Annotated in this window: 18 protein-coding genes; 13 read left to right on the top strand and 5 right to left on the bottom strand. The window is 69.2% G+C overall.

The features are described 5' to 3' along the window. Window positions 1-232 precede the first annotated feature (232 nt). Complete coding sequence (locus ACZ5MC_RS15465; protein ID WP_464516208.1) at window positions 233-706, bottom strand: YbaK/EbsC family protein; 474 nt, start codon at window positions 704-706, stop codon at window positions 233-235. A 54-nt stretch (window positions 707-760) separates the two neighbouring features. On the opposite strand from ACZ5MC_RS15465, the gene ACZ5MC_RS15460 reads away from it, so the two are divergent. Together ACZ5MC_RS15460 and ACZ5MC_RS15455 are read left to right on the top strand one after the other, a co-directional pair. Next, the gene (locus ACZ5MC_RS15460) at window positions 761-1,309 is read left to right on the top strand and encodes a GNAT family N-acetyltransferase (RefSeq protein WP_464516207.1); all 549 of its coding nucleotides are present in this window, start codon (window positions 761-763) and stop codon (window positions 1,307-1,309) included. A gap of 89 nt (window positions 1,310-1,398) precedes the next feature. Further along, the gene (locus ACZ5MC_RS15455; protein ID WP_464516206.1) at window positions 1,399-2,703 is read left to right on the top strand and encodes a TrpB-like pyridoxal phosphate-dependent enzyme; all 1,305 of its coding nucleotides are present in this window, start codon (window positions 1,399-1,401) and stop codon (window positions 2,701-2,703) included. A gap of 19 nt (window positions 2,704-2,722) precedes the next feature. Here ACZ5MC_RS15455 and ACZ5MC_RS15450 read toward each other — a convergent pair whose 3' ends face one another. Further along, window positions 2,723-3,325 carry a DUF4337 domain-containing protein gene (locus tag ACZ5MC_RS15450; protein ID WP_464516205.1) on the bottom strand — a complete coding sequence of 201 codons (603 nt, stop codon included), beginning with the start codon at window positions 3,323-3,325 and terminating at the stop codon, window positions 2,723-2,725. An 83-nt stretch (window positions 3,326-3,408) separates the two neighbouring features. Here ACZ5MC_RS15450 and ACZ5MC_RS15445 point away from each other — a divergent pair, with 83 nt between their 5' ends. Further along, window positions 3,409-4,944 carry a DUF4384 domain-containing protein gene (locus tag ACZ5MC_RS15445; protein ID WP_464516204.1) on the top strand — a complete coding sequence of 512 codons (1,536 nt, stop codon included), beginning with the start codon at window positions 3,409-3,411 and terminating at the stop codon, window positions 4,942-4,944. Here ACZ5MC_RS15445 and ACZ5MC_RS15440 read toward each other — a convergent pair. Next, window positions 4,916-5,329: a bacteriohemerythrin gene (locus tag ACZ5MC_RS15440; protein ID WP_306601394.1), complete on the bottom strand. Its 414-nt coding sequence runs from the start codon at window positions 5,327-5,329 to the stop codon at window positions 4,916-4,918. The genes ACZ5MC_RS15445 and ACZ5MC_RS15440 overlap by 29 nt on opposite strands. A 144-nt stretch (window positions 5,330-5,473) precedes the next feature. Here ACZ5MC_RS15440 and ACZ5MC_RS15435 point away from each other — a divergent pair, with 144 nt between their 5' ends. After that, window positions 5,474-6,109 (top strand): YceH family protein, encoded by a 636-nt coding sequence (locus tag ACZ5MC_RS15435; RefSeq protein WP_306601393.1) that lies wholly within the window; start codon window positions 5,474-5,476, stop codon window positions 6,107-6,109. 389 nt (window positions 6,110-6,498) lie between these two features. Here ACZ5MC_RS15435 and ACZ5MC_RS15430 read toward each other — a convergent pair whose 3' ends face one another. Beyond that, complete coding sequence (locus ACZ5MC_RS15430) at window positions 6,499-7,140, bottom strand: DUF5808 domain-containing protein (RefSeq protein WP_306601392.1); 642 nt, start codon at window positions 7,138-7,140, stop codon at window positions 6,499-6,501. 114 nt (window positions 7,141-7,254) lie between these two features. On the opposite strand from ACZ5MC_RS15430, the gene ACZ5MC_RS15425 reads away from it, so the two are divergent. After that, on the top strand, window positions 7,255-7,725 hold the full coding sequence (locus ACZ5MC_RS15425; protein WP_306601391.1) for an OsmC family protein: 471 nt from the start codon (window positions 7,255-7,257) through the stop codon (window positions 7,723-7,725). On the opposite strand, the gene ACZ5MC_RS15420 is transcribed toward ACZ5MC_RS15425, so the two are convergent. Continuing rightward, window positions 7,712-8,215 (bottom strand): hypothetical protein, encoded by a 504-nt coding sequence (locus ACZ5MC_RS15420; RefSeq protein WP_464516203.1) that lies wholly within the window; start codon window positions 8,213-8,215, stop codon window positions 7,712-7,714. The genes ACZ5MC_RS15425 and ACZ5MC_RS15420 overlap by 14 nt on opposite strands. 94 nt (window positions 8,216-8,309) lie before the next feature. Between ACZ5MC_RS15420 and ACZ5MC_RS15415 the strand changes: the two genes are divergently transcribed. From ACZ5MC_RS15415 to ACZ5MC_RS15380, 8 genes are all read left to right on the top strand, one after another. Beyond that, the gene (locus ACZ5MC_RS15415) at window positions 8,310-9,269 is read left to right on the top strand and encodes an aldo/keto reductase (protein WP_306601389.1); all 960 of its coding nucleotides are present in this window, start codon (window positions 8,310-8,312) and stop codon (window positions 9,267-9,269) included. A 30-nt stretch (window positions 9,270-9,299) separates the two neighbouring features. Next, window positions 9,300-10,217 carry a class I fructose-bisphosphate aldolase gene (locus ACZ5MC_RS15410; RefSeq protein WP_306601388.1) on the top strand — a complete coding sequence of 306 codons (918 nt, stop codon included), beginning with the start codon at window positions 9,300-9,302 and terminating at the stop codon, window positions 10,215-10,217. Window positions 10,218-10,458: 241 nt separating this feature from the next. Next, window positions 10,459-11,739 (top strand): hydroxylamine reductase, encoded by a 1,281-nt coding sequence (gene hcp, locus ACZ5MC_RS15405; protein ID WP_464516202.1) that lies wholly within the window; start codon window positions 10,459-10,461, stop codon window positions 11,737-11,739. Next, window positions 11,711-12,265 (top strand): cytochrome c nitrite reductase small subunit, encoded by a 555-nt coding sequence (gene nrfH, locus ACZ5MC_RS15400; RefSeq protein ID WP_464516201.1) that lies wholly within the window; start codon window positions 11,711-11,713, stop codon window positions 12,263-12,265. The genes hcp and nrfH overlap by 29 nt, the downstream gene beginning before the upstream one ends. Before the next feature lie 45 nt (window positions 12,266-12,310). Further along, on the top strand, window positions 12,311-13,804 hold the full coding sequence (locus tag ACZ5MC_RS15395) for an ammonia-forming cytochrome c nitrite reductase subunit c552 (RefSeq protein ID WP_464516200.1): 1,494 nt from the start codon (window positions 12,311-12,313) through the stop codon (window positions 13,802-13,804). A gap of 16 nt (window positions 13,805-13,820) precedes the next feature. Next, window positions 13,821-16,148 carry a molybdopterin-dependent oxidoreductase gene (locus ACZ5MC_RS15390; protein WP_464516199.1) on the top strand — a complete coding sequence of 776 codons (2,328 nt, stop codon included), beginning with the start codon at window positions 13,821-13,823 and terminating at the stop codon, window positions 16,146-16,148. Next, the gene (locus ACZ5MC_RS15385) at window positions 16,145-16,579 is read left to right on the top strand and encodes a hypothetical protein (protein ID WP_464516198.1); all 435 of its coding nucleotides are present in this window, start codon (window positions 16,145-16,147) and stop codon (window positions 16,577-16,579) included. Before ACZ5MC_RS15390 ends, ACZ5MC_RS15385 begins: the two co-directional genes overlap by 4 nt. Before the next feature lie 47 nt (window positions 16,580-16,626). Continuing rightward, complete coding sequence (locus tag ACZ5MC_RS15380; RefSeq protein ID WP_306601382.1) at window positions 16,627-17,070, top strand: RrF2 family transcriptional regulator; 444 nt, start codon at window positions 16,627-16,629, stop codon at window positions 17,068-17,070. Window positions 17,071-17,081 lie beyond the last annotated feature (11 nt).

Here is a 17,081-nt window from a genome sequence, read left to right as displayed (position 1 = left end):
TTCATCACCTTCATCCCAGACATCGATGTTTGTCCCTGTTTCGCAGGGCAAGGGCTTGGATGGGTCGGCGCAGGCGGGTCATGCGCGCACCGGCCCAGACCATCGCTGGCCCTGCGTAACCGGGATGAACGCCGATATTTGGGATGAAAAGGGATGGGGCCGCAGACTCCCATTTCGTGCGCATCACCATCTCTTATTGAAATCCAAGATTTGCAGGGCCCAGGCCGCGGGATCAGAGCGGCGCGCCGGCGGCGTCCACGAAGTCCACGACGCGCCCCCCGGTGATGCGGGCCAGGGCCTCGAGGGTCGTGCGCACGGAGGTGGCGTCGGTGCCCGCGGCGGGGAAGATGGTTTCATACCGGCCCAGCTCGCGGTCCAGGAGGATCTCGACCCCCTCCAGGGCGAAAGGGCACACGCCGCCGGGACGGTAGCCGGTGACCCGCTCGGTCTCCCCGGCGTCGGCCATGGAGACCTTGGAGCCCAGGACGCGCTTGAGGGTGCCCGAGGGGATCCGCTTGTCGCCGGGGCACACCACCAGGGTGTAGGCCTCGGCCTTGTTCCGGAAGAGGAGCGACTTGGCGATGCGCGCGGGCTCGACGCCGTGGCGGGCCGCGGCCAGCTCCACGGTGTGGGTGCTGCCCGGCTCGAACTCGATGGCCTCCAGGCCGTGATCGTGGAACACCTTCTGGACCTTTTCCGGAACCATGCGGCGACCCCCCGGGGACATTGTCCCAGAACGGCCCCGCGATACCATGGGGCCATGTCCGTCCTCCGCCCAGCCGAACCCCGCGACGCCGCGCCCCTGGCGGCCCTGGCCGAGCGCGCCTTCCGGGACGCCTTCGCCGCCGAGAATACGCCCGGTGACATGGATCTCCACTGCCGGGCCTCGTACGGCGAGGCGATCCAGGCCCGGGAAATCCGGGATCCGGGGCTCACCACCCTGGTGTGGGAGCACGAGGGGGGCCTGGGCGGCTTCGTCCAGCTGCGGGGGGGACCCGCCCCGGCCTGCGTTCCCGGTTCGAGCCCCTGGGAGATCCTGCGCCTCTACGTGGACCGGGCATGGCACGGCAGGGGCGTGGCCCAGAGCCTCATGGGCACGGCCATCGCCCTGGCGGAGGCGGGCGGCGCGGACCAGGTGTGGCTGGGTGTGTGGGAGCGCAACCCTCGGGCCATCGCGTTCTACCGGAAATGGGGGTTCGAGGCGGTGGGGGAGCACGTCTTCGTCGTGGGGACGGATCCCCAGCGGGACCTCGTCATGACCCGGTCCGCGCTGCCCCCGGCGGACCGTCCCGACCCCGCGGGCCCATGACACCGTCTGGGTTGAAACATTAATTCCTGGGTTTATGATGATCCAAGTCATCAAACCCGGCCCCAGGATGTCCCGAAGGAGTGCGTGCCTTGCTGCAGACCCGTTTCGACCTCACCCAGAAGGACATCCCCGGGCAGTGGTACAACATCGCCGCGGACTTCCCCGAGCCCATGGCCCCCCCGCTCCACCCGGGGACGAGGGAACCCGTGGGGCCCGAGGCGCTCCTGGCCATCTTCCCCGAGGCCCTGGTGCGCCAGGAGGCCAGCACCGAGCGCCACATCGCCATCCCCGACGAAGTGCGGGAGATCCTTGCCCTCTGGCGCCCCACGCCCCTGTTCCGGGCGGTGCGGCTGGAGAAGCTCCTGGATACGCCGGCCCACATCTACTACAAGTACGAGGGCGTGAGCCCCGCCGGCAGCCACAAGCCCAACACCGCCGTGCCCCAGGTCTGGTACAACAAGCAGGAGGGGGTCAAGCACATCGCCACCGAGACCGGGGCGGGGCAGTGGGGGTCCAGCGTGGCTTTCGCCTGCAAGCTCATGGGCCTGGACTGCAAGGTGTGGATGGTGAAGGTGAGCTACCACCAGAAGCCCTACCGGCGGATGCTCATGGAGACCTACGACGCCAAGGTCTATTCCAGCCCCAGCGACCAGACCGCCTTCGGACGCAGCATCCTGGAGAAGGACCCCCACTGCGCCGGCAGCCTGGGCATCGCCATCAGCGAGGCCATCGAGGCCACCGTCACCACCCCCGGGACCAAGTACTCCCTGGGCAGCGTGCTGAACCACGTGTGCCTCCACCAGACCGTCATCGGGCAGGAGGCCATCGCCCAGATGGAACTGGCCGGGGAGTACCCCGACATCGTCATCGGCTGCGCCGGCGGCGGCATCAACTTCGCGGGCATCGCCTTCCCCTTCCTCCAGCAGAAGATCCGGGACAAGCGCCCCACCCGCATCGTCGCCGTGGAGCCCTCGGCCTGCCCGACCCTGACCCGGGGCGAGCTGCGCTACGACTTCGGGGACATGGCGAAAATGACGCCCCTGATGATGATGTACACCCTGGGCTCGGACTTCATGCCCCCCAGCATCCACGCCGGCGGCCTCCGGTACCACGGCATGGCCCCCACCGTCAGCCACGCCCTGAAGCTGGGCCTCATCGAGGCCACCGCCGTCAAGCAGCGCGAAGCCTTCAACGCCTCGGCCACCTTCGCCAGGACGGAAGGCCTGCTCCCCGCCCCCGAGTCCGGCCACGCCATCGCCGCCGCGATCCGGGAGGCCATGGCCGCCAGGGAGGAAGGAAGGAAGAAGGTCATCGTGTTCAACATGTCGGGACACGGCATGCTGGACCTGGCGGCCTACGAGGCCTACTTCGACGGGGATCTGCAGGACGTCTAGGCGCCTGTCCAGGCACCCTCTAGCCGAGCACCTTGGCCATGAAGTCCGAGTGCAGGTTCCAGTGCAGGAACCCGGCCAGCCCGAACAGGAAGCCCAGGCCCGCGAAGACGATGGCCACCCTGAAGAGCCACCGCTTCCGGGTGAGGGCCGTGACGCCCGCCAGCGCGATGCCCACGCTCAGGCACGCCTCCGCCAGGTCGAACTGGTCGTCGTGGACGTTCATGGCATCGTAGTCCCTGGCGGCCTGTTCCGCTTCGGCCCTGATCTGGGTCTTCTCCGCATCGGCCTTCTTCGCGGCGGCCTCCTGGGCGGCGATGCGGGCCTCCACGCGCGCCTTGGCCTCGGGCCGCATGGCGGGGGCGGACTCCAGGACGGCGCGGAGGAGGTCGGCGGAATTCTCGGCGATGTGCTGCTTGGTGCTCTTGCTCTGGTAGTAGGCCCACTGGTCCACGGCGCGGGCCTGGGACTGCTGCATGGCCTGGACGACGTTGCCGTCCTTGACGTTGCACAGGGCCATGAAGGTGGCCACCACGGCCACGAAGAGGGCGATGAACCCGTTGAACCGGCTGTCTCCGGCATGGTCCTGCACTTCGTTCTGGATGGGTTCGAGGGCATCGGGCATGGGGGGCTCCTGTCGCGAACAAAGTATAGTGGTAGGATCGATCCTCCGTTCCGGAATCCGCACCGTTCCTCCCGGGAGTTCCCATGCTCCGATCCGCGGCAGTCCTGTTCCTCTCCCTGGGCCTCGCGGCGGCCCCCCCTGCCTGGGTGCAGAAGGGCGGCGTCGATCCCGAGGCCTACCCCGCGGCCCGGTACCTCACCGGCTACGGCCTCTCCAGCCCGGGCGGGTCCGAGGCCCAGCAGCGCTCCCAGGCCCTGGCCATGGCGCGCGAGGCCCTGGCGGCCTCCATCCGCACCCGGGTCACCTCCGACTTCACCAGCAGGGTCACCCAGCAGGACCAGCACATGACCCGGTTCGCCCAGAACCTCGTGCGCACCCGCGCCGACGTCGAGCTGGACGGGCTGGACACCCTCCTGGCGTGGGCCGATCCCGCGTCCAGGGTCACCCACGCCCTGGCCGTGCTGGACAAGCCCCGGGCCCTCCAGCTCCTGGGGGACAAGGTGGACCGGCAGGCCCGGGAGTGCGCCGGCGCCTTCGAGCGGTCCCGGACCGGCGGCGACGTCCCGGGGCTCCTGCGGGCGCGCCAGCTGCGCGAGGGCCTGGAGGAGTCCCTGCTGGTGCGGGCCGTGCTGGGCGGGGCGGCCACGCCGGTGTCCTGCCCCCCCGGGGCGGACATCGACCGGGAGCTGCGCAAGGCGCTGGCGGCCCGCAAGGGCCTGGACGGCCTCGTGGCCACGGCCGCCCTGGACCTGGGGGGCGGGCTGCCCCGGGGGACCCGGGTGCTCATGGATCGCATCACCTACGCCGACACCCCCTTCTGCGGGAGCCTTTCGGCCTACCTGGAACAGGCGCTGGGGGCCGAACTGGTGGCCTGCGGCCAGGTGAAGATCGTGGACAAGACCGCGGCCGCCGAGGCCATCCGCCAGGGGAACCTGGGCGCCGACTACGCCGAGACGCTGCGCTCCCAGGCGGTGGTGCGCGGCACCTGCTTCGACCTGGGCGAGGAGGTGAGGCTCAGCCTGCGGGTGACGGCCGCCTCCGGCGAGGAACTGGCGGCGGCCTCCTTCGGGATCCCCGCGGCCCTCCTGGCCAAGGCCGGACTGAAGCCGGCCCCGGACAACCTCGAGGACGCCCGGAAGACCCTGGCCATCTGCGACGCCAGGGTCCAGGCCTCCAGCCTGAAGGTGAAGCTGGCCCTGGACCGGGGCGACGGCGGCATCTACCGCAAGGGGGACCGGCTCCACCTGTTCCTCAAGGCGAACATGGACTGCTACGTGAAGGTGCTCTACCACCAGGTGGACGGCACCAACGTGGTGGTCTTCCCCAACGCCTACCACCCCGACGCCCGCATCCAGCGGGACCGCCTCTACCAGATCCCCCCGGACGACGACAGCTTCAACCTGGAGGTGCAGGAGCCCTTCGGCGTGGAGATGGTGAAGGTCATGGCGTCCACCGCCCCGCTGGACCCGCCCGCGGCCGCGCCCCAGGGGCTCCAGGCCGTGCGCGCGGACCTGGCCTCCATCGTCGGCCACGCCCGGGGCATCACCTTGCGCAAGGCCGAGGCCCAGTACGCCGAGGACACCGCGGTGGTCAACACCCTGCCTGGCGGGAAGCCCTGACCCAGTCCGCGAAGGCGAGGTCGTCGTTGAGAAGGTGGTCCAGGAGCCAGGGGCGCAGGATCTCCAGGAGCCTGCGCGGGGCTTCCAGGGCCGGGTCGCCGAACTGCAGCGTCAGGAGGCCCACCTCGGTCAGCAGCTGGACATGCTTTTCCTGGTGCGGCCTGAAGCCGGGGAAGGCCACGGCCAGCATCTGGATCTCCTCGGCCTTGAAGTGCGCCTCGGCGTGGGTCGTGAGTTTGAAGAGGATGGCGTAAAGCTGGGCCGGGGAGGCCCCCGAGCGGATCCCCGCGTGGAGTTCGGCGTAGATGGCGAAGAGGCCCTTGTGTTCCTGGTCGATCTGGTCGATCCCCGTGTTCAGGTCTTCCGACCAGACTAGCTCGTCCATCCCATCTCCATTGGGGCCCATCCGTTGATACTAACCCACCCGGGTCCGCGCCCGCGGGAAATGGCGGGCCGGGGGCGGGTGGAGGTATGCGACAGAGCCTGTCCATGGCCCCTCCATGAGAAGATGGCGGGAAGGAGACCGCCGATGGCCGAGCATCGCCTTACCGCAACGGAGCAGCGCGTCCTGGGCTGCCTGATGGAGAAGCACCTCTCCACGCCCGACTACTACCCCCTGACGCTCAATGCCCTGGTGAACGCCTGCAACCAGAGCACCAACCGCGATCCGGTGATGGCCCTGGACGAGGCCGCCGTCCTGGAGGCGCTCCAGGAGCTGCGGGACGGCCAGGCCGTGTGGTTCGTGGGCGCGGCCGGGAGCCGGGTGCAGAAGTACAGCCACCGCCTGGCGGAGTCCCGGGGCCTGTCCGTGCAGGAGTGCGCCATCCTCGCCGAGCTCCTGCTGCGCGGTCCCCAGACCCCAGGTGAACTGCGCAACCGCAGCACCCGGATGTATCCCTTCCCGGACCTGGCCGAGGTGGAGGCGGTGCTGGAGCTGATGCTGGAGGCGGAGGAACCGCTGGTGGCCAGACTCCCGCGGCTGCCCGGGACGAAGGAGACCCGCTACGCCCACCTCCTGGGCGACCCTCCCGAGGCCGCCGCCTCCGCGCCGGCACCCGCCGCGCCGTCCCGTTCCGCGGCCCTGGAGGCGGAGGTGGCCGCGCTGAAGGGGGAGTTGGCGCAACTGAGGGCGGAGTTCGAGGCGTTCCGGGGGCAGTTCGAATAGGGCGTGCCGGAAAACCCAAAGCTGTGAATCGCTGGGCCACCCTCACCCAGCAGATCACCGGCTTCCGCCACCGAATTGCGAACGCCCTGGGCCACGGGTTCGTCGAGAAGGGTTACGAGGACGCTCTGGACTTCCTACCTGCCTTCTCATCAATTCCGGCAAAGGGAGGATCGAAGTTCGCAGGCTGGGAATGAAGCCTCGCGAAGGAACCGGGGCCCTGGAACTCGAGGTCAAGGACGTCCAATGACACCTGCTGCGACCCACCCCAGCGTTGGCCCTGCGGAAACAGGGATTAACGCAGATATATGGAATAAAAGGGGATAGGTCCTCGTGGGAGTTGCCACTTTATCCTTGTTCGGAAGGTCCCCGGGTTTGCGGGCAGGACCTGGCTAGCGCGTCCTCGTCACGAGGATGATCACGGCCACCGGCAGCAGCAGCAGGGCCAGGACGGCCCAGGACGCGGGTTTGGCGAAGTTCAGGGTCCACCCCACGCCGATGGGCTTGGGCACCCAGATCCGGGCGTCGTCGGGGTTCACGTAGAAGAGCCCCCACCTGTAGAACGCCAGGCTCGCGTCCACCGGCCTGAGCCGGACGAAGTCCCGGGCCATGAGGGCGATCCCCGCCACCATCAGGGCCAGGAAGGCCCCGACGCCGGCCAGGATGACGCCGGGGCCGTGCGCGGGGGCCAGCAGGACGAAACCCATCACCACCGCCAGGCCCAGGCCCAGCAGGCCCCGCATGGGCGCCATGGCCATGGCCCGTGCCTTCAGCGGGTCCTTCTGCGAGAGGGCCAGCAGGATGCCCAGGGCGGTGGTGAAGGCCCAGATCAGCACGGGGATCCCGAAGACGACCCAGGGCAGGGCGGCCTTGGGGGTCCAGCCGTTGGCGACCCCGCGGGCGTCGAAGTGCATGGGCACGGGGTCCGGGAGGGACGGGAGGATCCAGGCGTAGAAGAGGGCAAGGCCCCCGAACCCGGCCACGGCCAGGAGGTCCCAGGGGGACAGGAGGGAGGGGCGCTGTGGGGGTGCCATGGTGAAAGTATGCGGTGGGAGGAAGTTTGATGTCCTTCCCTCTTCCGCGAACGCGAAATCTGTTTATATTGCCAATAACGTTCTTGTATAAAAGAATTCACGAAGGAGGATCCCATGGGCAAGCATCAGGTGCGCATCGCCTGGAACCGCGGTGAGGCGGCCTTCGTGGATTCGCGGTACAGCCGGGCCCACGAGTGGGTCTTCGACGGCGGTGCCCGGGTGCCGGCCTCCTCCTCCCCCCTCGTGGTGCCGCCGCCCATGTCGGACCCCGCCCACGTGGACCCCGAAGAGGCCCTGGTGGCGGCCGCGAGCAGCTGCCACATGCTCTGGTTCCTCTCCATCGCCGCCGGCAAGGGCTTCGTGGTGGACGCCTACGTGGACGAGGCGGTGGGGATCATGGGCCGCAACCCCCTGGGGAAGGTGGCCATGACGCGCATCGCGCTGCGTCCCGAGATCACCTTCTCGGGACAGGCGCCCACGGCCCGGCAGCTGAGGGAACTCCATGAGGCCTCCCACGAGTGCTGCATGATCGCCAATTCCCTCATCACCGAGATCGTGGTGGAGGAACCCGTCAGGCTACCTTGAACTTCCGGCCGATCCAGGTGCGGGCCAGGGGCGTCTCCAGCCTCCCGGAGCGCAGGTCGCCCAGGCTGTACAGGGAGAGGTCCAGCACGGTGGTGTCCGGGCCCAGGGTCCCGTCCTGGAGGCGGGCCTCCAGGTCCCCCTTCGGGACGGCGCGCAGGCCTCCCGCGTCCACCAGCACGGAGGCCGCGGGGTCCACCTCCGCCAATCCCAGGTCGCCCACCAGCCGGCGCACCTTGCGCAGCATGCCGTCGATGGCGCAGCCCGAGGGGGCCGAGGCCAGTTCCGGCTCGGCCACCGCCAGGATCCGGTCCTTCACCATCGCGAATGCGCCCTGGTAGGCGTGCCCCTTGTGGCGCCACTGGGCCAGGATGGCCTCCATGCCCTCCTGCAGGCGGGCCCGGGCCTCCGGGGACGGCGCCGGGTCCAGGGCCACCAGCCAGAGGCGGGCGGAATCGGGCAGGGGCTGGAAGGGTTCGGGCAGATGGGACATGGTGTCGCCTCGGTTTCCATTCTACCTGAGAACGAGTCTCGTGGGCAGTTCTGGCCCCGCGGGTCATAATGGATGCGAAACCGGAGGACGGGCCATGGAAAAGCGGCGGCTGGGCAGGAGCGACCTGATGATCACCTCCCTGGGCGTGGGCGCCTGGGCCATGGGGGGCAACAACTGGGCCTTCGGCTGGGGCCCCCAGGACGACGCGGATTCCATCGCGGCCATCCACGCCGCGCTTGAGGCCGGCTGGAACTGGATCGACACGGCCCCCGTGTACGGCCTGGGGCACTCGGAGGAGGTGGTGGCCCGGGCTCTCCAGGGGCTGGCGGACCGCCCCATGGTCTTCACCAAGTGCGGCCTGGTGTGGGACGAGGACCGGAAGGTCTCGGGGCGCCTGAAGCGCGAGTCGGTGGTGCGCGAGTGCGAGGAGAGCCTCCGGCGCCTGGGGGTCGACACCCTCGACCTCTACCAGATCCACTGGCCCGACCCGTCCCCCGACATCGAGGAGGCCTGGGAGGCCATCCGGGGCCTCAAGGCCCAGGGCAAGATCCGGTGGGCCGGCGTGTGCAACTTCAACCCGCAGCAGCTGGCGCGCCTGGGCTGGCCGGAGGAGGTCGCCTCCCTGCAGCCGCCCTATTCCGTCATCTCCCCCGAGGTGGAGACGGAACTCCTGCCGCTGTGCGCCCGGGAGGGCGTGGGGGTGATCGTCTACAGCCCCATGAAGAGCGGCCTGCTCACCGGCAAGATGACCCGGGAGCGGGTGGCCGCCATGCCCGATGACGACTTCCGCAAGGGCAAGGCCCAGTTCCAGGAGCCCAGGCTCACAAGGAACCTGGCCCTTGCCGACCTGCTCGGGGCCATCGGGGCCCGCCACGGACGCTCCGCGGGGGAGGCCGCCATCGCCTGGTGCCTCCGCCGCCCCCAGGTCACCGGGGCCATCGTGGGGGTGCGCAGCGCCGCCCAGGTGGCGGGGGTGGCCGGAGCCGCAAATTTCCGCCTCTCCCAGCACGAGGAGTCGGAAATCGCCGACTTCATGGCCGCGCATCCGGCGTAGCATAGGGCATCCCACAATCCGGAGGACGAGATGACCGCTCGCGTCAAAGAAATCCTATCGTGGTACGGCTCGGATAGCCCGGGCGTGAAGGCCAACCTTGCCCGCCTCATGAACACCGGGAAGCTGGCCGGCACCGGCAAGTTCGTGATCCTGCCCGTGGACCAGGGCTTCGAGCACGGCCCCGCCCGCAGCTTCGCCCCCAACCCCGCCGGCTACGACCCGCGCTACCACGTGGAGCTGGCCATCGAGGCCGGGTGCAACGCCTACGCGGCGCCCCTGGGCTTCCTGGAGGCCGTGGCCGGCGACTACGCCGGGGACATCCCCCTGATCCTCAAGCTCAACAACAGCGACAGCCTGGCCAAGGTGGGCGAGCCCTGCTCGGCGGTGACCGGCTCGGTGGAGGACGCGCTGCGCCTGGGCTGCACCGCCATCGGCTACACCATCTACCCCGGCAGCGGGGAGCGCAACGCCCAGTACGAGGCCCTGCGCGAACTGGTCCTGGAGGCCAAGGCCGTGGGGCTGCCCACCGTGGTGTGGGCCTATCCCCGGGGCGCGGGCGTTTCCAAGGAGGGCGAGACCGCGCTCGACGTGGTGGCCTACGCCGCGCAGATGGCGGCGCAGATGGGCGCGCACATCATCAAGGTGAAACCCCCGAAGGATTTCCTGGAACAGGCCGAGGCCAAGAAGGTCTACGAGAAGTACGCCATCCCGTCGGCGACCCTGCGGGACCGCATCCGCCACGTGGTGCAGTCCGCCTTCAACGGCCGGCGCATCGTGATCTTCTCCGGCGGCGAGGCCAAGGGCACCGAGGAGGTGCTCGCCGAGGTGCGCGAGATCGCCGCCGGCGGAGGCTTCGGGAGCATCATGGGCCGCAACGCCTTCCAGCGGCCGAAGAAGGACGCGCTTGAGCTGCTGGCCGCCGTCATGGCCATCCACGCCGGGGCCTGAAGAAAAGTTTAAAGAGTTCACATTCCGATTTTGAAGGGTCCTAGGCTGGGTCTGTCCGGGTTCCGCCGCGGGGTTGGCGGCGCCGGACGAGGAGGAACGTCTGCCCATCCGGGCGGCCGGGGAAAAGTGTTGCACCATCAATCGTGAAAAATTTCTCAATTCGCCCGGATCCTTGATTCCCGTCAAGGTGTCCGGTTCCGGCCCCTGGGACCCTGATCCCATCCAACCGTGGAGGAGCACCATGTTCTGCAACCAGTGTGAGCAGGCCGCCAAAGGCACCGGCTGCGAGGATTTCGGCATCTGCGGCAAGGACGAGGACGTCCAGTCGCTGCAGGAGACCCTCCTCTACGGCCTCAAGGGCATGGCCGCCTACGCCCACCACGCCCGGCGCCTGGGCAAGGTGGACGAGGCCGTCTCGGCCTTCATGGAGGAGGCCCTCTTCGCCACGATGACCAACGTCAACTTCGACGTGCCCAGCCTCCTGGAGCTGGTGCTGGAGTGCGGCAAGCAGAACCTCCGGGTCATGCAGCTCCTCGACGAGGGCCACGTGGAGCGCTACGGACAGCCCGCCGTGGGCGCCGTGGCCACGGGCACCCGCCCGCAGCCCGGCATCCTCGTCACCGGCCACGACATGGTGGACCTGGAGAACCTCCTGGCCCAGGTGGCGGGCACGGATGTCCTGGTGTACACCCACGGCGAGATGCTGCCGGCCCACATGTATCCGGTCCTGAAGAACCACCCCAACCTGGCCGGTCATTACGGCGGGGCCTGGCAGCTGCAGAAGTCCGAGTTCGAGGCCTTCGGCGGCGCCATCCTGGCCACCACCAACTGCATCCTGGAGCCCCGCGAATCCTACCGGGACCGCGTCTTCACCACGCGCGTCACGGCCGTTCCCGGCGGCACGCGGCTGCGCGGGGACGACTTCGCCTCCGTCATCGCCCGGGCCAAGGCCCTGGGACCGCTGCCGGAGCGCACCGGGCCTTCCCTGACCGTGGGCTTCCACCAGAGCGTGATCCTGGGCGCGGCGCCCGCCATCCTCGAGGCGGTGGCCAAGGGCGAGGTGACCCGGTTCTTCGTCATCGGCGGCTGCGACGGGGCGGAACCCGGGCGCAACTACTTCAGCGACTACGCGAAGAACGCGCCGGCCACCTCGTTCATCCTGACCCTCGGCTGCGGCAAGTTCCGCATCCTGGACCACGACTACGGCACGCTCCTGGGCCTGCCCCGGCTCCTGGACATGGGGCAGTGCAACAACGCGTACGGCGCCATCCAGGTCGCCGCCGGCCTGGCCGGCGCCCTCAACTGCGGCGTCAACGACCTGCCCCTGACGATTGTCCTCTCATGGTTCGAGCAGAAGGCCGTGGCCGTGCTCCTCACCCTCCTCCACCTGGGCGTGAGGAACATCGCCGTGGGCCCGGCCGCCCCCGCCTTCCTCAGCCCGAACGTCTTCAAGGTGCTCCAGGACGCCTACGGGCTGAAACTCACCGGATCGGATGCGATGGCGGACCTGGCCCTGGTATGATCCCAACGCGACCCACCCACCCGAGGATTTCCACGTGAAAGCCAAGAGTTCCGTCATCGTTCTGGGTCTGGCCATCCCGATTCTCCTCGGGGTGTTCTTCGGGTCCGGCGTCTACACCTTCGTCGCGGCCAACGGGACGTCGTACCTCTCCGACAAGCCGGCGGTGTGCACCAACTGCCACGTCATGCAGGAGAACTACGACGGGTGGCTGCACGGGTCCCACCACGCGGTGGCCACGTGCAACGACTGCCACCTGCCCCACGACAACGTCGTGCACAAGTTCTACGTGAAGGCCGCCAACGGCTGGCACCACTCCCAGGCCTTCACCGTGGGCGGCTATCCCGACCCCATCCGGATCAAGCCCGGCAACGCCGCGGTGCTGGAGGCCAACTGCGTGCGCTGCCACGCGGGCCTCACGGGCGACATCACGGCCCACGGCACCCTCGGGGTGCCCACGGACCCCGCGCGCAGGGCCGACCTCTTCGGCTGCGTCCGCTGCCATCCCGGCGTGGGCCATGGCAACTGAAACCCGAACCTCCCTTCCTTCCATCCTGATTCCGCGAGGCTGACCATGACCGAGACCAAGCCGCCCCTGTTCAACCGACCCGCCTTCAGGCTGGGACTCATCGCCGCCGCGGCCGCGGCTGGCACGATCCTCGTGCTCCTGCTCAACGCCAACATCTCCAAGCACAAGGCAGAGGCCTCCAAGACAAGCGTGCGCGTGGTGGACATGGACGAGAAGTCCGTGGATCCCGCGATCTGGGGCAAGAACTTCCCCCGCCAGTATGACGGCTACCTGCGCACCATCGAACGCTCCGGAACCAAGTACGGCGGCGGCGGCAGCGAGACCCTGGCCATCAGCAAGCTCACCGAGGACCCGCGCCTGCCCGTCATATTCGACGGCTACGCCTTCGCCCTGGACTACCGCCAGCGCCGGGGCCACGCCTACATGCTGGACGACCAGCGCGCCACCAAGCGCGTCACGGACCGCCCCCAGCCCGGCGCCTGCCTCCACTGCCACGCGTCGACCACCGTGCCCTACCGCGAGGCCGGCATCAAGGCCGGGGCGCCCGGCAGCCTCGACGAGGCCCTGGACAGCCCCAACGCCCAGGCCCAGCTCCAGGCCGGGTTCCAGGCCGTCGGCAAGCTCCCCTACGCCGAGGCCACCAAGCTCGTGAAGCACCCCGTGGCCTGCATCGACTGCCACGATCCCAAGACCATGGCCCTGCGCGTGACCAAGCCCGGCTTCATCAACGGCATCGACGCCCTGGCCCGGAGCGGCGAGCCGGTGCCCCACCTGCCCTCCATCGAGACCTGGCGCAAGGGCGACCGTTCCCGGAACTACGACGCCAACAAGGACGCCTCCCGCCAGGAGATGCGCTCCATGGTCTGCGGCCAGTGCCACGTGGAATACTACTGCGGCCCCAAGACCACCCTCTTCTTCCCCTGGAACAAGGGCCTGAAGGTCGAGCAGATCGAGGCCACCTACTCCGACTACAAGTTCTCCGACGGGCACCGGTTCTTCGACTGGAAGCACAAGCGCACCGGCGCCGAGGTCCTCAAGGCCCAGCACCCCGAGTTCGAGATGTGGAGCCAGGGCGTCCACGCCCGGTCCGGCGTGTCCTGCGCCGACTGCCACATGCCCTACGTGCGTGAAGGCGCCCTGAAGATCAGCGACCACCAGGTGCGCAGCCCCCTGCTCAACATCTCCCGCGCCTGCCAGACCTGCCACCGCTTCCCCGAGGCCGAGCTCAAGGCCCGCGTCGAGGCCATCCAGGACAAGACCCACACCCTGATGCTCCGCGCCGAGGACGCCGTGGTGGCGCTCATCAACGACCTGGAGAAGGCCAAGAACGACGGCATCCCCGAGACCGCCCTGGGCGACATCTTCGAGCTGCAGCGCAAGGCCCAGTGGCGCACGGACTTCGTCAACGCCGAGAACTCCATGGGCTTCCACGCGCCCCAGGAAGTGGCCCGCATCCTCGGCGAGGCCATCGACTTCGCCCGCCAGGGCCAGCTCGCCCTGCGCGACCTGCGGGAAAAGACCAAGCTCGCCAAGAAGTAAGGCCCCGGAGACACCCATGTCCAAGCCCCTGACCCGACGCGATTTCCTTCGCGAGGGTGGCCTCTGCGCCACCGCCGCGACCCTGGCTTCCTCTCCCCTGGCCGCCGCCGCGGTGGCCAAGGGGGCCCCCAAGGGGCCCGGCATCGCCTGGGCCAAGGCCCCCTGCCGCTTCTGCGGCGTGGGCTGCGGCGTACTGGTGGGAAGCCGGCAGGGCAGGGTGGTCGCCGTGAAGGGCGACGACCAGCACCCGGGAAGCAAGGGCCTCCTGTGCGCCAAGGGCTACAGCCTCCCGGGCATCCTCACCGGCGGCGACCGGCTCACCTCGCCCCTGATCCGGAAGAACGGGAGGCTGGTGAAGGCCACCTGGGACGAGGCCCTGGACCTGGTGGCCCGCAGATTCAAGGAGACCCTCGCCGCCAAGGGCCCCGAGGCCGTGGCCATCTACGGCAGCGGCCAGTGGATGATCACCGACGGCTACGCGGCCACCAAGTGGTTCCGGGCCGGCATGGGGAGCAACAACGTGGAGGCCAACGCCCGGCTGTGCATGGCCAGCGCCGTCACGGGGTTCATGAGCACCTTCGGCAGCGACGAGCCCATGGGCTGCTTCGAGGACCTGGCCCTTTGCGACGTGCTGATCATGTGGGGCAACAACATGGCCGAGGCCCACCCGGTGCTCTTCGGCCAGGTGCTGGAGAGCAAGGGCGCCAACCCCGCCAAGCGCATCGTGGACCTGGCGACGCGGCGGACTCCCACGTCCGACTTTGCCGACACGCACCTGCTCATGGCCCCCCAGAGCGACCTGGCCATCGCCAACGGCATCGCGCACCTGCTCCTGAAGAAGGGCGCCGTGGACAAGGCCTTCGTGGAAAAGCACGTGGTCTTCAAGCGGGGCAAGGAACAGATCGGCTACGGCCTGGCCGACAAGTCCAGGTTCGCGGACGAGGCGAAGAAGGTCACCTTCGAGGAGTACGCGGCCTTCCTGGAGACCTACACGCCCGAGCACGTGGCCAGGCTCAGCGGCCTTTCCGTGGCCGCCCTGGAGCAGCTGGCGGGGTATTTCGCCGACCCGAAGCTCAAGGTGATGTCGGTGTGGTGCATGGGCGTGAACCAGCACAGCCGGGGCACCTGGATGAACAACCTCATCTACAACCTCCACCTCCTCACCGGCAAGATCTGCAAGCCCGGCTCCACGGCCTACTCCGTCACGGGCCAGCCCAGCGCCTGCGGAACCGTGCGGGAAGTGGGCGACCTCGCCCACCGGCTCCCGGCCGACATGGTGGTCATGAACCCCGAGCACCGGGCCATCGCGGCGAAGATCTGGAAGGTGCCGGTGGAGCGCATCAACCCCAAGCCCGGCTACCATACGGTGGAGATGTTCCGGGCCCTGGACCGGGGCGACGTCACCTGCATGTGGATCCAGGTCACCAACCCCTTCGTGAGCCTGCCCAACGTGGACCGCTTCCGAAAGGGGGCCCGCAAGGACGGGCGGTTCATCGTGGTGTCCGACGTCTATCCCACGGAGACCACCGGGTTCGCCGACGTGGTGCTCCCCAGCGCCATGTGGGTCGAGCGGGAGGGCTTCTTCGGCAACAGCGACCGGCGCACCCAGCACTGGGACCAGCTGGCCGAGCCCCCCAAGGGCTGCCTCCCCGACGACTGGCAGATCGTCGAAGTGGCCCGCCGCATGGGCATGGGCGACCTCTTCCCCAGGGACCGGGCCACCTACGTGAAGGACCTCTACGAGGAATACCGGCAGTTCACGGTGGGCACCGGCAAGGACATCGGCACCTACGAGGAGCTCAAGGCGAACCGGGGCCTGCGCTGGCCCGTGGTGAAGGGGAAGGAGACCGCCCGCCGCTACGTGGAGGGGGAGGATCCCTACGTGAAGGCCGGGGAAGGCATCTCGTTCTACAAGAACAAGGCCGACGGCGGCAGGGCCGTGGTGTGGCTGCGCCCCTGGGAAGGCCCCGCGGAGGTCCCGGACGCCGAGTACCCGCTGTGGTTCACCACCGGCCGCATGCTGGAGCACTGGCACACCGGCACCATGACCCGGCGCGTCCCCCAGCTGAACAGGGCCCAGCCCAAGGGCTTCCTGGAGATCCACCCCGAGGACGCCAAGGCCGTCGGCGTAGCCGACGGCGGCCTCGTGAAGGTCACCTCCCGACGGGGCAGCGTCACGCTGCCGTGCCGCTTCGAGGCCCGGGGCCAGGTGCCCAGGGGCACCGTCTACACGTCGTTCTTCGACGAGTCCCAGCTCATCAACGCCGTCACCCAGGACAGCATCTGCCCCATCAGCGCCGAGCCGGACTACAAGAAGTGCGCCTGCAAGGTGGAGAAGGCATGAGAACCCTGGCGCTGTCCCTGCTTCTGGCCGGGCTGGCCCCGGTCCTCCCCGCCAGGGCCCCGGAGCGCCTCCACGCCTACGCTCCGCCGGTCATCCCCCACGCCCTCCACAAGGACGCATCCTGCACCGGCTGCCACGCCAGGGAGATCAGCGGCGGCGTGCCCGCCGTGCCCCACAAGGCCGGCGGCTGGTGCCAGTCCTGCCACGTGCCCTCCGGCGCCGCGGCCCCCTTCCGCGCCAACGCGTTCAAGGGCGAGCCGGCCTCCCGAGCGAGGGGCGCCAGGGCCTACCCGGGCGCCCCGCCCGCGCTGCCCCACGCCGTGGCGATGCGGGAGAACTGCCTGGCCTGCCATGGCCGGGAGGTCCATCCCGGAATGAGGCGCAATCCCCACCCGGGACGGGCCAACTGCCTGTCCTGCCACCTGGGCTAGATTTCAGGTAACCTCAGGGGATCGAGGGACAGGCGATGTTGTATTCCATGGCGACCGGCTATGCCCTGCGCGCGCTTTCCGCGCTGCCCGAGGACGGGTCCTACCTCCTGGCCAAGGAGCTCGCGGGCCGCGTGGAACTCCCCGGGCCCTACCTGGCCAAGGTCCTCCAGACCCTGGCCCACGGCGGCATCCTGGAGTCCATGCGGGGGCCCCACGGCGGCTTCCGGCTGGCCCGCCCCGCGGCCTCCATCACGGTGGGCGAGGTGGTGGCCATCCTGAACACCATGGACACCACCACCGTCTGCGTCATGGGCTTCACCGACTGCCTGAGCAAGGGGAAGCCCTGCCCGCTGCACGTCGCCTGGTGCGACGCCAAGGCCACCCTCGACCACACCATGGCCGAGGTGACCATCAGCGATCTCTACCGCCTGGACCTCTCGACCCTGAAGGTGGTGCCCCGCGTGAAGTGCATGGCGGAGGGAGCGGTCTGAAGGGCGGGGCC

The sequence above is a fragment of the Mesoterricola sp. JemC181 genome, from assembly GCF_055384585.1.
Note: the sequence above shows the minus strand (reverse complement) of the source record. Positions and strands in the feature narration are given on the sequence as shown.